Source organism: Paenibacillus sp. BR1-192, from assembly GCF_029542445.1.
In the GTDB taxonomy this organism is placed as follows: Bacteria; Bacillota; Bacilli; order Paenibacillales; family Paenibacillaceae; genus Paenibacillus_AQ; species Paenibacillus_AQ lautus_A.
In genome coordinates, this window is sequence record NZ_CP120718.1 from 2,501 (window position 1) to 16,220 (window position 13,720).

The 13,720-nt window shown below is 47.2% G+C and carries 10 protein-coding genes, 1 tRNA gene, 2 rRNA genes and 1 pseudogene (1 of these 14 only partly in view); 12 read left to right on the top strand and 2 right to left on the bottom strand.

The genetic code is table 11. The features are described from left to right. The 10 genes and pseudogenes from P0X86_RS00010 to P0X86_RS00055 all read left to right on the top strand — a co-directional run. A 23S ribosomal RNA gene (locus P0X86_RS00010) occupies positions 1 to 2,480 on the top strand; it begins 564 nt to the left of the window's first position. A gap of 148 nt (positions 2,481 to 2,628) precedes the next feature. Beyond that, positions 2,629 to 2,745: ribosomal RNA gene (rrf, locus tag P0X86_RS00015) — 5S ribosomal RNA — on the top strand. Positions 2,746 to 3,164: 419 nt separating this feature from the next. After that, positions 3,165 to 4,622: an IMP dehydrogenase gene (gene guaB / locus P0X86_RS00020; RefSeq protein ID WP_090914430.1), complete on the top strand. Its 1,458-nt coding sequence runs from the start codon at positions 3,165 to 3,167 to the stop codon at positions 4,620 to 4,622. A 150-nt stretch (positions 4,623 to 4,772) separates the two neighbouring features. After that, complete coding sequence (locus tag P0X86_RS00025; RefSeq protein ID WP_192570132.1) at positions 4,773 to 6,191, top strand: D-alanyl-D-alanine carboxypeptidase family protein; 1,419 nt, start codon at positions 4,773 to 4,775, stop codon at positions 6,189 to 6,191. Between the two features lie 164 nt (positions 6,192 to 6,355). Beyond that, positions 6,356 to 7,237 carry a pyridoxal 5'-phosphate synthase lyase subunit PdxS gene (gene pdxS, locus P0X86_RS00030; protein WP_009595550.1) on the top strand — a complete coding sequence of 294 codons (882 nt, stop codon included), beginning with the start codon at positions 6,356 to 6,358 and terminating at the stop codon, positions 7,235 to 7,237. Positions 7,238 to 7,252: 15 nt separating this feature from the next. Next, a pseudogene (gene pdxT / locus P0X86_RS00035) lies at positions 7,253 to 7,841 on the top strand (pyridoxal 5'-phosphate synthase glutaminase subunit PdxT). Between the two features lie 194 nt (positions 7,842 to 8,035). Then, entirely contained in the window at positions 8,036 to 9,319 is a 1,284-nt protein-coding gene (gene serS, locus P0X86_RS00040) for a serine--tRNA ligase (protein WP_009595514.1), read from the top strand. A gap of 72 nt (positions 9,320 to 9,391) precedes the next feature. After that, a tRNA-Ser gene (locus P0X86_RS00045) sits at positions 9,392 to 9,480 on the top strand. 134 nt (positions 9,481 to 9,614) lie between these two features. Further along, entirely contained in the window at positions 9,615 to 10,667 is a 1,053-nt protein-coding gene (locus tag P0X86_RS00050) for a tyrosine-type recombinase/integrase (RefSeq protein ID WP_277747448.1), read from the top strand. Positions 10,668 to 10,670: 3 nt separating this feature from the next. After that, positions 10,671 to 11,141 (top strand): hypothetical protein, encoded by a 471-nt coding sequence (locus tag P0X86_RS00055; protein ID WP_277747449.1) that lies wholly within the window; start codon positions 10,671 to 10,673, stop codon positions 11,139 to 11,141. Between the two features lie 75 nt (positions 11,142 to 11,216). Here P0X86_RS00055 and P0X86_RS00060 read toward each other — a convergent pair whose 3' ends face one another. Continuing rightward, the gene (locus tag P0X86_RS00060; protein ID WP_277747450.1) at positions 11,217 to 11,576 is read right to left on the bottom strand and encodes a helix-turn-helix domain-containing protein; all 360 of its coding nucleotides are present in this window, start codon (positions 11,574 to 11,576) and stop codon (positions 11,217 to 11,219) included. A 141-nt stretch (positions 11,577 to 11,717) separates the two neighbouring features. Between P0X86_RS00060 and P0X86_RS00065 the strand changes: the two genes are divergently transcribed. Continuing rightward, positions 11,718 to 11,909: a hypothetical protein gene (locus P0X86_RS00065; RefSeq protein WP_277747451.1), complete on the top strand. Its 192-nt coding sequence runs from the start codon at positions 11,718 to 11,720 to the stop codon at positions 11,907 to 11,909. Between the two features lie 28 nt (positions 11,910 to 11,937). After that, complete coding sequence (locus P0X86_RS00070; RefSeq protein WP_277747452.1) at positions 11,938 to 12,768, top strand: SHOCT domain-containing protein; 831 nt, start codon at positions 11,938 to 11,940, stop codon at positions 12,766 to 12,768. Positions 12,769 to 12,829: 61 nt separating this feature from the next. On the opposite strand, the gene P0X86_RS00075 is transcribed toward P0X86_RS00070, so the two are convergent. Continuing rightward, complete coding sequence (locus tag P0X86_RS00075) at positions 12,830 to 13,192, bottom strand: YgiT-type zinc finger protein (protein ID WP_277747453.1); 363 nt, start codon at positions 13,190 to 13,192, stop codon at positions 12,830 to 12,832. Positions 13,193 to 13,720 lie beyond the last annotated feature (528 nt).

Consider the following 13,720-nt stretch of genomic DNA (forward strand, 5'->3'; position numbering starts at 1 on the left):
GTGTGCTTACAAGAAGTCAGAGCCCGATCTATGGGTGATGGCGTGCCTTTTGTAGAATGAACCGGCGAGTTACGTTCCCATGCAAGGTTAAGGCGAGAAGCCGTAGCCGCAGCGAAAGCGAGTCTGAATAGGGCGACTTAGTATGTGGGCGTAGACCCGAAACCGTGTGATCTACCCCTGTCCAGGGTGAAGGTGCGGTAACACGCACTGGAGGCCCGAACCCACGTATGTTGAAAAATGCGGGGATGAGGTGGGGGTAGCGGAGAAATTCCAATCGAACTCGGAGATAGCTGGTTCTCCCCGAAATAGCTTTAGGGCTAGCCTCGGAATGAAGAGTCGTGGAGGTAGAGCACTGATTGGGTGCGGGGCCCGCAAGGGTTACCAAGCTCAGTCAAACTCCGAATGCCATAGACTTATATCCGGGAGTCAGACAGTGAGTGCTAAGATCCATTGTCAAAAGGGAAACAGCCCAGACCATCAGCTAAGGTCCCCAAGTGTGTGTTAAGTGGGAAAGGATGTGGAGTTGCACAGACAACCAGGATGTTGGCTTAGAAGCAGCCACCATTTAAAGAGTGCGTAATAGCTCACTGGTCGAGTGACTCTGCGCCGAAAATGTAACGGGGCTAAACACACCACCGAAGCTATGGCTTGAATCGACTTCACTGCTTCTTTGAGGTAGTGAGACTGAGAGAAACATTTTTGTCAGGCTTGAGATGAAATCAAGAATGACCAAATGTTCTCAGGGGATAAACACGCTTCGAAGGCGGAGTGAAGTCGATTCAGGGGTAGGGGAGCGTTGTATGTAGGTTGAAGGTGTACCGTAAGGAGCGCTGGACAGCATACAAGTGAGAATGCCGGTATGAGTAACGAAAAGATCAGTGAGAATCTGATCCGCCGAAAGCCCAAGGTTTCCTGAGGAAGGCTCGTCCGCTCAGGGTAAGTCGGGACCTAAGGTGAGGCCGAAAGGCGTAATCGAAGGACAACAGGTTGAAATTCCTGTACCACCGTAAACCGTTATGAACGATGGGGTGACGCAGGAGGGTAGTGACGCGGACTGATGGATGTCCGTCCAAGCAGTGAGGCTGATGTGTAGGCAAATCCGCACATCGTAAGGCTGGGCTGTGATGGGGAGTGAAAATTATAGTAGCGAAGGTCATGATCTCACACTGCCAAGAAAAGCCTCTAGTCAGGTGAAGGTGCCCGTACCGCAAACCGACACAGGTAGGCGAGAAGAGAATTCTAAGGCGCGCGGAAGAACTCTCGTTAAGGAACTCGGCAAAATGACCCCGTAACTTCGGGAGAAGGGGTGCCTCGGTAGGGTGAATAGCCCGAGGGGGCCGCAGTGAAAAGGCCCAAGCGACTGTTTAGCAAAAACACAGGTCTGTGCGAAGCCGTAAGGCGAAGTATACGGGCTGACGCCTGCCCGGTGCTGGAAGGTTAAGGGGAGCGGTTAGGAGCAATCCGAAGCTGTGAACCGAAGCCCCAGTAAACGGCGGCCGTAACTATAACGGTCCTAAGGTAGCGAAATTCCTTGTCAGGTAAATTCTGACCCGCACGAATGGCGTAACGACTTGGGCGCTGTCTCAACGAGAGATCCGGTGAAATTTTAATACCTGTGAAGATGCAGGTTACCCGCGACAAGACGGAAAGACCCCATGGAGCTTTACTGCAGCTTGATATTGGATTTGGGTACGATCTGTACAGGATAGGTGGGAGCCTTAGAAGCATGAGCGCCAGCTTGTGTGGAGGCGACGTTGGGATACCACCCTGATCGTATCTAGGTTCTAACCTAGTACCGTGATCCGGTACGGGGACAGTGTCAGGCGGGCAGTTTGACTGGGGCGGTCGCCTCCTAAAGAGTAACGGAGGCGCCCCAAGGTTCCCTCAGAATGGTTGGAAATCATTCGAAGAGTGCAAAGGCATAAGGGAGCTTGACTGCGAGACCTACAAGTCGAGCAGGGACGAAAGTCGGGCTTAGTGATCCGGTGGTACCGCATGGAAGGGCCATCGCTCAACGGATAAAAGCTACCCTGGGGATAACAGGCTTATCTCCCCCAAGAGTCCACATCGACGGGGAGGTTTGGCACCTCGATGTCGGCTCATCGCATCCTGGGGCTGAAGTAGGTCCCAAGGGTTGGGCTGTTCGCCCATTAAAGCGGTACGCGAGCTGGGTTCAGAACGTCGTGAGACAGTTCGGTCCCTATCTGTCGTGGGCGTAGGAAATTTGAGAGGAGCTGTCCTTAGTACGAGAGGACCGGGATGGACGTACCGCTGGTGCACCAGTTGTTCCGCCAGGAGCATGGCTGGGTAGCTACGTACGGACGGGATAAGCGCTGAAAGCATCTAAGCGTGAAGCCCCCCTCAAGATGAGATTTCCCAGTATGTAAGACCCCTTGAAGACGACGAGGTAGATAGGTTGGAGGTGGAAGTGCAGCAATGCATGGAGCTGACCAATACTAATCGGTCGAGGGCTTATCCAAAAAACACCCCAAAAAGTGAAGCAAAGCTTTGAAGCAGATGCCGAATACTTTTCGGGGACCCCGATACCACATCGGGTGAATGCTACGGATTCTAATGTGCTGCAAATCGTTTCGTATCTAGTTTTCAGGTGATCAAGCATCTGAACCGTTTGGTGGCGATGGCGGAAGGGTTCCACGCGTTCCCATACCGAACACGACCGTTAAGCCTTCCAGCGCCGATGGTACTTGGACCGAAGGGTCCCGGGAGAGTAGGACGTCGCCAAGCGAACAACCATAAAGACCGTTATCGAGTAATCGATAGCGGTCTTTTCCTATATGCCGTGACGTGGATTTCTGAATTCTGGACTATCTCGAGCCGGCTTGGGTGATACTAAACGACAGTCATGCATCGTCTCCGTGATAATGCCTAAAGGGATGCAATATGGCAGGTCAATCTTAAACGTGGATAAGTCTCCATTTAATAGAAGAAAGCTGTCCATTTGTCCACTCCAAAGAGACAGGACAACGCGCTGGATGGATACTTGCGAACTTCAGGAAATGGGTCAATTCAATCCTTGACAGCCTATGGGCCCTTTGCTAAGATGGCAATAATATATTTCTGAAAATACTTGAAAATGCCGTCCGGTCCAGCTCTGACAGTAGTTGTAGTCCGCAGGAAGACGACAAAAAGGAGGAATAACCCAGGTGTGGGAAGATAAGTTTAGCAAGGAAGGCTTCACTTTTGACGATGTATTGTTGGTTCCTAGAAAATCCGAGGTACTTCCAAAAGAAGTGGATGTTAGCACCAAATTGAGCGAGCACGTGAAATTGAACATCCCGCTCATCAGTGCAGGTATGGACACCGTTACGGAAGCTCCTTTGGCAATTGCCATTGCTAGAGAAGGCGGAATCGGCATTATTCATAAAAATATGACGGTTGAACAACAGGCGGAAGAAGTAGATCGGGTGAAGCGCTCGGAAAGCGGAGTCATCACCAATCCATTCTCGCTTCATGCCGATCATCTTGTATCCGACGCTGAGAAACTCATGGGCAAATTCCGGATTTCCGGGGTTCCGATCGTGGATGAGAACAATAAGCTGATCGGGATTTTGACGAATCGTGATCTTCGTTTTGTTCATGATTACAATACGGTTATCAGTGAAGTGATGACCAGCGAGAACCTGGTTACCGCTCCGGTTGGAACGACCCTTCAGGATGCCGAAATGATTCTGCAGAAGCATAAAATCGAGAAGCTGCCTTTGGTGGACGAGGATAATGTTCTTAAAGGACTTATCACGATTAAAGACATTGAGAAAGCGATTCAGTTCCCTAGAGCAGCGAAGGACGCTCAGGGCCGCCTGCTTGTAGGTGCAGCGATCGGAATCTCCAAAGATACCTTCGAAAGAGCAGAAGCGCTTGTGAAAGCCGGTGTAGACGTCATAACCGTTGACTCCGCTCACGGGCATCACATCAATATTATTGATTCCGTACGCAAACTGCGCGAATTGTATCCCGATCTGACCATTATCGCCGGTAATGTGGCTACAGGCGAAGGTACGCGAGAGCTTATCGAAGCCGGCGCATCCGTCGTTAAAGTGGGAATCGGTCCTGGATCCATCTGTACGACCCGCGTTATTGCCGGGATTGGCGTACCGCAAATCACAGCCATTTATGACTGCGCAACGGTTGCTAAAGAGTACGGCGTGCCGATTATCGCAGATGGCGGTATCAAATACTCCGGGGAAATTACAAAAGCCATCGCAGCCGGCGCTAGTGCCGTTATGCTGGGCAGCATGTTTGCAGGGACGGAAGAAAGCCCAGGCGAAGCCGAGATCTACCAAGGACGCCGTTTCAAGGCTTATCGGGGCATGGGTTCCCTTGCTGCCATGAAACAAGGCAGTAAAGACCGTTATTTCCAAGACGATGACAAGAAATTGGTACCGGAAGGCATCGAGGGCCGTGTAGCTTATAAAGGGCCATTGGCAGATACCATCCATCAGTTGATCGGTGGATTGCGTTCCGGCATGGGGTATTGCGGAACGCAAAACCTGGAGGAGCTGCGGAATGATACCCAATTTATCCGCATTTCCGGGGCTGGTCTCCGCGAGAGCCATCCGCATGATATTCAAATCACCAAAGAAGCGCCTAACTATTCCTTGTAATTCACGGAAAAGAATAAGGATACACAGTATATGTCATTTATTTCCTGGACAAGCTGGATGAAATTCATCTAGCTTGTCTTTTTTTGATACCCCCTATGATAGAATAGAACAAGTTAATGACTTATTGAGAATTAGAGGGGAGTAATTCCATTGATAGACAAGTCTATAAAGAAGAATAAGCGACAACGAATTCAAAGAACGCTGGCATCCTTGATGCTCTTTAATATATTATGTTTCTCTGCTGCGCCTGCGGTTTCGCTCGCTGCGCCTAATATGCTGGCTACAGCGGATACAACCAAAGCTACGGAAGACAAAGCGGCAACGGACAAGGCTGCGACGAATAATGCGAAGCCGGACAAAGTGCCATCGGTCGATCAGCTGGGCTTGGAAGTGAGCTCTGCCGTCTTGATCGAGCCATCTACGGGCCAGGTGCTGTTATCCATAAATGCGGATGAAGCATTGCCGCCGGCAAGCATGACGAAGATGATGACGGAATATATCGTGGCAGAGAAGGTAAAACAAGGCGAGTTAGCTTGGGATGACGTAGTCACGGTAGGGGAAAATGCTGAAAAAACCGTGGGCTCACGGATATTTTTAGCTGAAGGCGACCAACATACAGTGGAAGAGCTCTACATAGCAATGGCTGTCGGCTCGGCGAATGATGCAACGGTAGCATTGGCTGAACATATTGCTGGTTCCGAAGCAGAGTTTGTTACCATGATGAACGATACGGCGAAAAAGATGGGATTGAAGACCGCTTTCTTCATTAATTCGACAGGCCTTAGCCGTGCAGATATGCCTGAGAAATACCGTCCTGCAGAAGATAAAGAAACCGTAATGTCGGCAATGGATACTGCATTACTTGCCAAGTATATCGTTGAGGATCATCCTGACTTTGCGAGATTTACGGCCATTCAATCGCATAAATTCCGGCCGCGCGATACGAGTCCGATCATCAACTACAACTGGATGCTGGAGGCCAACAAAAGCATTACGAACTTCAAGGCCTATGCTTACGAAGGTTTGGACGGTTTGAAAACCGGTCATACCAATGCGGCGGGTTATTGCTTTGCCGGTACCGCTGAGCGTGACGGCATGCGTTTGATCAGCGTGGTTATGGGAACGAAATCCGAAGGGGCTCGCTTTAAGGAAACCAAAAAAGTCCTGGATTACGGCTTTGACAACTTCGAAGTGAAGGAAGTCCAAGCAGCCGGAGCAACCGTGCAAGGATTTGAAACCGTCGAAGTGAAGAAGGGCAAAGGTAAGGAAGCTGGGCTGGTGACCGATAAAGCCCTCACATTTGTTGTGCCTAAAGGTTCTAGCGGAAAGAACATTACCTTTGAAGCCAAACTGGATTCTTCCAGCGTGACGGCGCCTGTCGCCAAGGATACGAAGGTGGGTACGGCAACCTACTCATACAAAATCGAAGGCATGAAGGAAACCCAGACCGAAACGGTGAATCTTATCACGGCAGACGAAGTAGAGAAGGCCGGCTGGTTCAAGCTGTTCCTCCGTGCGATCGGTGACTTTTTCGCTGATTTGTTTGATTCCATCAAAAATCTTTTCTAAGGACCCGATAAATTCCGAGTAAATGGGTTGTGTATTTGATTTTGATGCGGTAAAATATCAAGTTAGATTCATTGCAAGTATGCACCATACGGGTACAGACCATATCGCCAGGGAATGCTCTAAATGGCGATGAGATACAACATATAATCGGGAGGCTAGGGGACATGGAAACAGGAACATCTACTGTAAAAAGAGGTATGGCGGAAATGCAAAAAGGCGGCGTCATTATGGACGTCATGAATGCGGAACAAGCGAAAATCGCTGAAGCTGCCGGTGCTACGGCAGTTATGGCGCTGGAGCGAGTTCCTTCCGATATTCGCGCTGCTGGGGGAGTAGCACGTATGGCTGACCCAACCATCGTTGAGGAAGTCATGAAGGTCGTATCCATTCCAGTTATGGCCAAAGCTCGTATCGGTCATTACGTTGAAGCGAAAGTGCTTGAATCTCTCGGCGTGGATTACCTCGATGAGAGTGAAGTGCTGACGCCTGCGGATGAAGTGTTCCACATCGACAAATGGGATTTCACCGTACCGTTCGTATGCGGCGCGAAAGATATCGGTGAGGCGTTGCGTCGCATCGGCGAGGGTGCATCCATGATCCGCACGAAGGGCGAGCCGGGAACCGGCAATATCGTGGAAGCAGTTCGCCATATGCGTTTGATCAACAGCCAAATTCGCAAGGTTCGCAACATGTCGAAGGACGAACTGTATGCCGAAGCCAAAAACCTCGGTGTTTCCTATGACCTCCTGAAAGGCGTTCACGAGACGGGCAAGCTGCCTGTCGTTAACTTTGCCGCCGGTGGCGTGGCCACCCCTGCGGATGCCGCATTGATGATGCATCTGGGCGCTGACGGCGTTTTTGTAGGATCCGGTATTTTCAAATCCGATAACCCTGAGAAATTTGCTCGTGCGATCGTGGAAGCGACAACGCATTATGATGATTATAAATTGATTGCTGAAGTATCCAAGAACCTGGGTGCTCCAATGAAAGGCATCGAGATATCCAAGCTTAGTCCGGCTGAGCGCATGCAGGATCGCGGCTGGTAAGAGAGAAGGGGTAACATGAAGGTCGGCGTACTGGCACTTCAGGGTGCCGTTGCAGAGCATATTCGAAGCATTACGCTTGCTGGCGCCAAAGGGGTGCCCATCAAGAAGGTCGAGCAGCTGGACGACATTGACGGCTTGATTATCCCTGGCGGTGAGAGCACGACGATTGGCAAGCTGATGCGCAAGTATGATTTTATGGATGCGATTCGTCAGTTTTCAGCCCAAGGCAAACCGATATTCGGAACCTGTGCCGGACTGATCGTGCTGGCCGAGCGAATTCAAGGCGACGAAGAAGCGCATTTGAAGCTGATGGACATCACGGTGGCGCGGAACGCGTTCGGACGACAGCGTGAAAGTTTCGAGACTGATTTGCCTGTGAAGGGCATCGATGAAACGGTGCGAGCCGTTCTTCATCCGCGCTCCGCTTATTCTGGAAGTGGGACCGGGCGTTGAGGTTCTGTCCACGTATAAGGATGAGATCGTTACAGCCAGACAAAGCCATCTGCTTGCGGCTTCCTATCATCCGGAGCTGACAGACGATTACCGGCTCCATCAATATTTTGTGGAGATGGTTCGTTCCCGAGCGACGGCGCCACAGGCGTAACGTAATAGTTTCAGTAGAAGACATCTTGACTCTTTGGCAGTATGTGGGAGTCAAGTTGTCTTTTTCGCTGAAATGCAATAAGATGTATCGTATGTAACAACGTATAATGCAGCCTTGTCCCAAGGCTTTTTATCAACAGGTAGGGCAGCTGCTTCGATATACTTGATGGATGTTTTACTTTAGGAGGGTTTCCCGTGTTAGACGTAAAAATATTGCGCAGCGAGTACAGTCGTGTTGAAGAAGCGCTGAAGAATCGAGGCAAATCGCTCGATTTGATTGCGGATTTTCCTAAGCTTGACGCCCGGCGCCGGGAATTGCTGCAGGAAAGCGAAAGTTTGAAGAATCGCCGCAACACCGTGTCGGCTGAAGTAGCCAAGCTGAAGAAAAATCGCGAAAATGCAGATGAGCTGATTCTGGAGATGCGCCAAGTGTCAGACCAGATTAAAGCAATGGATGAGGAAGTTCGTGAGCTGGAAGCCAGCATATCCGAGCTTACTTTGGCGATTCCGAATATTCCCCACGAAAGTGTGCCGATCGGCGCCTCGGAGGAGGAGAACGTGGAAATTCGCCGCTGGGCGGAGCCTAAAGCTTTTGATTTCGAACCTAAGGCTCACTGGGAGATTGCCCAGAACCTGAGTATTTTGGACTTTGAAGCAGGCGCGAAGGTTACGGGTTCCCGATTTACGTTCTACAAAGGTCTGGGTGCACGGCTTGAGCGTGCCTTAATCAGTTTCATGATGGATCTGCACAGCGACAAACACGGCTATGAGGAAATGCTGCCTCCATATATCGTCAACCGGGACAGCTTGTACGGAACGGGACAACTGCCTAAATTCGAAGAGGATTTATTCAAAATTAGCGATACGGACTATTACCTGATCCCAACGGCTGAGGTTCCTGTAACGAACTACCATCGTGAGGAAATCCTAAATAGCGAGGATCTGCCTAAATATTACGTCGCATACAGCTCCTGTTTCCGTTCGGAAGCCGGTGCCGCAGGACGCGACACTCGGGGACTTATTCGTCAGCATCAGTTCAATAAGGTCGAAATGGTGAAGATTGTGCATCCGGAAACATCGTTTGATGAGCTCGAGAAAATGACGGCGGATGCGGAGCGAGTGCTCCAGCTGTTGAATCTCCCTTATCGCGTCATGACGCTATGTACCGGGGATATGGGCTTCGGCTCCATGAAAACCTATGATCTGGAAGTATGGCTTCCGGAGAGCGGCGTATACCGTGAAATCTCTTCCTGCTCGAATATTGGAGATTTCCAGGCACGCCGTGCCAATATTCGTTTCCGTCCGGAGCCGAAGAGCAAGCCGGAGTTTGTTCACACCTTGAATGGTTCCGGGCTCGCGGTAGGGCGTACGGTTGCAGCCATTCTGGAGAATTATCAGCAGGCCGACGGTTCCGTTGTCATTCCGGAAGTGCTTCGCCCTTACATGGGGAATGTTAGCATCATCGAACCTAAGAAATAAGTTGATAACATAGGTTGACTTGTGGTATAATGATTTTTGCACGTGATTCATTTGCAGTGATCATTTCCACATGGAGAGGTACCGAAGCGGTCATAACGGGGCGGTCTTGAAAACCGTTAGGGGGCAACTCCACATGGGTTCGAATCCCATCCTCTCCGCCATACATATACATTCGTTGTCGCAGAAGGATTTGCGGCAATTATGACAGAAACGCACTTGACTGTTGAACAGCGGTCTAGTGCGTTTTTTTGTGTTCGTGACCGTTAGATGAAAATCTAACGGGAGGTACAGAAATATGAATGCAAGAACAAGTAAAATACCACAGAAACGAGGGCAAAGAAAGAACAATTTAGACATACCTCAGCGGCTTTTAGACCGCCTGACTCCTTCGGTCTTAGAAACGCCCCGCTCCGCACATCAAGAAGCCGAGAAGCCTCGTCCTGAGACGTTGACACTGGACAAGCTATTTAACCGTTACTATACCGCAAGGCAGGCGGCTGGGGCAGCAGAGCGCACCTTAGAGGACTACAGGAAGCACATGAACTGGTTTCGTCAATTCTTGGCATTAGAGTACAACGGTCTGGATAACTTTGTACCGAATCGTGATGTAATTCGTTCATGGATTTCCCATATGTTGACGGTACAGAAGTTGAAGCCCTCAACAATTAACATTAGATTAAGAACAGTTAAGGCAATGTTCAATTGGGCAATTAGCGAAAGAATCATTAAGGAATCTCCATTCGATAATGTAGAATTACTAAAAGTGCCAGAGGAAGATTTCCAAGTAATTTCAAAGACACAAGAACGGAAATTGTTTAACTGCTGTGACTTGACTACTTTTACTGGACTACGTGATGCCCTGTTAATGTCATTCCTTCTTGATACAGGGGTGCGTATTGGGGAGTGCATGAGAATTTTTGTAGAGGAAGTTGATCTGCAAAATCGCTCCGCATCTGTTAGGGCAGAATCAGCTAAAACCAGAAAATCGCGGATGGTATATTTTGGGGCGAGGACACAAGAGCTATTGTTTATTTACCTTGCGTGGCATGAAATTAACGCACAAGCTCCAAACTTGTTTCTTAACGAATTTGGGCAACCCTTAGATAAGAATTGGGCTACCAGATGTATCAGTTTCATTGGTAAGAAAGCTAAAATTACAGGCGTTCGCATTAGCCCCCACACTTTCCGACATACGTTCGCAACTCGTTATATAAAGGCAACAGGGGACCCGTTTTCATTACGTAGATTGCTAGGACATTCCTCAATGGAAATGGTCAACCGTTACGTTAATCAAGATGTCGCCGATGTTCGTGAGCAATATGAGAAGTTCATGAACGGAGGAAAATGAGTAATGGTAACCACACGAACTGTATGGTTGGCTATGGAGGATGACATTACTGCCCAAAGGCTCCTAGAACTCGCTAGGGCGCATTCTAAGCTTGCCTTGGAACATGTTGGAAGAGACACTTGTCCAGAACGCAAACAAGCTATACGAGCTGAAATTGAGCATTTGAGAGCAGAGAGAGTTATTGTTAGCTTCTTCCTTTCATCAGGAGGGTGTAATATGAGCGAGGACTTCGAGAAATACGAACAACTCGTATGCAGAGAGGATGAATTGTGTTTCAAGCTAAAAACATACCAAGAAATGATTTCAGAATTGTTGATGTTAGTTCATAAGAGAGGTGCTAGCGTTCTTAATTTGCCGACTATTGAGGAAGTTTTGACAACGCTACATTCAGCAGAAATCACTTGTCGCTCCGAACTGTTGGATTTACGGCTTGCGAAAACGATTTTATCAAACAGGATTGGTCAGAGTGAATAGTTAATGACCCAAACGATATAACAATAATGTTATTACAACATCACCCATTCGACTTCATTGCGAATGGGTGAGTTGTTATTTCAGCTTATCATATGTACCCAGCACATCCTTAGCAAGACGGAGTACAAGTTTTACTTCCTCAGTCTTTCTTCCCGACAATAACGAGTTAAGTGCTTCAATTAGTTCTTGTCTATTAGCCCGCTCCTCAATACCTTCAATTCCCTCGATTCTGAATACCTCGACTGGATTCACTTCCAAAGCGATAATCACTTTTTCCAGAGTTTCCATTGAGATATTTCGTTCGCCGCGTTCAATATCTGAAATATATGTAACGTGAATGCCACTTTTTTCCGATAAAGACTCTTGGGTGTAGCTTTTTTCTTTGCGTAACGTTCTGATACGTTCTCCAACGAGTTTTAAAAAATCAGAAGACATTCTAATCACTTCCCTTCCATTCAAGCGTATGGAAGGAGTACAGACTTTCACATAATCCTATATCAGAAGTTTCATTGAAAGTATCGTATATATGCGATAGTATATTTGGTATATGACTTTACAACTAGGAGGTGCATCCAGATGAGAATAAAGAACTACATAATCGGCTTTTCTTGTATTTGCTTGATTCTACTGGGAACAGGCTGTGAATCAGATAGCGATAAACGAAAGGCAAGAATTAAACAGCTTGATAAGGAGATAAATCAGCTAAAAAAGGAAACCGATTTGATGAATGATTATCTCGACGCTTGCGAAAAGGTGAGCAAGTGTTAAAACATACTTTGGATTTGGGGGTATACAAATGTATCTTGGATTTGGCGGCATATTTGCAATCCTTGCTTTTATCATGTTTTTCATTGCAATTGGTGGCGGTGGTGACTATCCGATTGTATCGTGGGTTCTATTAATTGGATTTGGAATTGGTTCGTGGTACTGCTATAAGAAGCATAAAGAACTTGAAGAAGAGAAAATGGTACAGAAGCGGCATGAAACGGATGATAGGTTAAAGCGTATTCCCAATTACAAATCGTCACAAAGATACACCTCAGCAAATGGAGATGTTACATTATCAATCGACGAGACGAACAAGCAAATCTCATTCGTTTCCCTTAATTCATACAAAGATAAAGTGTATAGCTATCGTGACATTTTAAAATCGGAGATTCTGACTGATGGGATTAGTGTTACGTCAACGAACAGGGGCAGTCAAATAGGAGGAGCATTGTTAGGCGGTTTACTTGCTGGTGGCGTAGGGGCATTGATTGGAGGACTTTCTGGTTCAACGACTAGCCAAGAAAAAGTGAAAAAGATTGAGTTAAATGTAATTGTCAATGATACTGCAAACCCAATACATAAGATTGAATTTTTGGATTCGGAATTTTCCGCATATGCAAAGGACAGTCAGGAATATAAAGATGGCTACAACACAGCATATCATTGCCATCAATTAATCGGCGTTTTAATTAGACAAGCCGACGAGGAGGACAAGCGAAAAGAGACTTCAACGGGTAGTAATAGTTCTCAAAGTAATGTGTCCGTTGCTGATGAACTTAGAAAACTTGTCCAGTTAAAGGATGAAGGGATAATCAGCGGTGATGAGTTTGAAGCACAGAAAAAAAAGTTGATAGGATGAATGGAAATAAACCAGAAGTGGATAACTGCCACCTCTGGTTTATTTTTCTTGAAGGAATAGCTTAAATATCATCAATCAGCTTACTTATCTTTAGGATTAGGTCTGTAACCTTGGAATCGTAAAATGTCTCACCGCATCCAGAACACTTACCGCCGCGCACTTTGATGCTCTTGATTCTGTCGTTTTTCGACTTTAGGTCAACGTCAATGTTAACGTTCGGTACATCATCAGAACCGCACATCGGGCATTCATATAGGTTAAGTTCGTCTTCACCGTAATCTGGCTTTAGTTTTCGCGCGTCATACTTTGCTTTCCGTTCCTCTAAGCCTTCCTTCCCTAACAGGAGTTCCCATAATTCCTCTATGCTTTTGCCTTCAATGGACTCAGGAATATTGATATGGCGATTATCATTATTTTTATTCATAGTCCCGCTCCTTTAAGTTTCAATAAAACTCAGATTCAATTGAGTGACCTCAATTGGACACAAACCATGACCGCTGTAGATTGATTGCCCTGGTGTTAATATTATAAAATCCGTTCTATGCCACTCTTATATAATAATACACTCTTATATATTAATAAAGAATTGTATTCTAAACTGTATATTAATACTATTAAATAAGAGTGTAGTTGGACGGATTTTAAAAAATGAATAGGTTTCGTTGGTATTGAAACGTAGCCGAAACACTAGAACAATCATTGGTTTAAACGCTATTAGAATAGTAAGGGCAAAAAGTTTGGAGGGGGAATATTTAATGCGAGTAGAGAAGGGTTATTTCTTTTGTTACAACGCTAAAATGATGGCGCATTTAAAGAGGAGCGGATTTAGTTACATTTGCTCCGCAACTCATGAGAAGAGTGGAAATAGATTCTGGTTGTTTGCAAGAAGTGGGGATTTACAAGCGAGTATTGATAGTTTTAAGGTCTAGTCATTTAGTGGATAATCATGCGT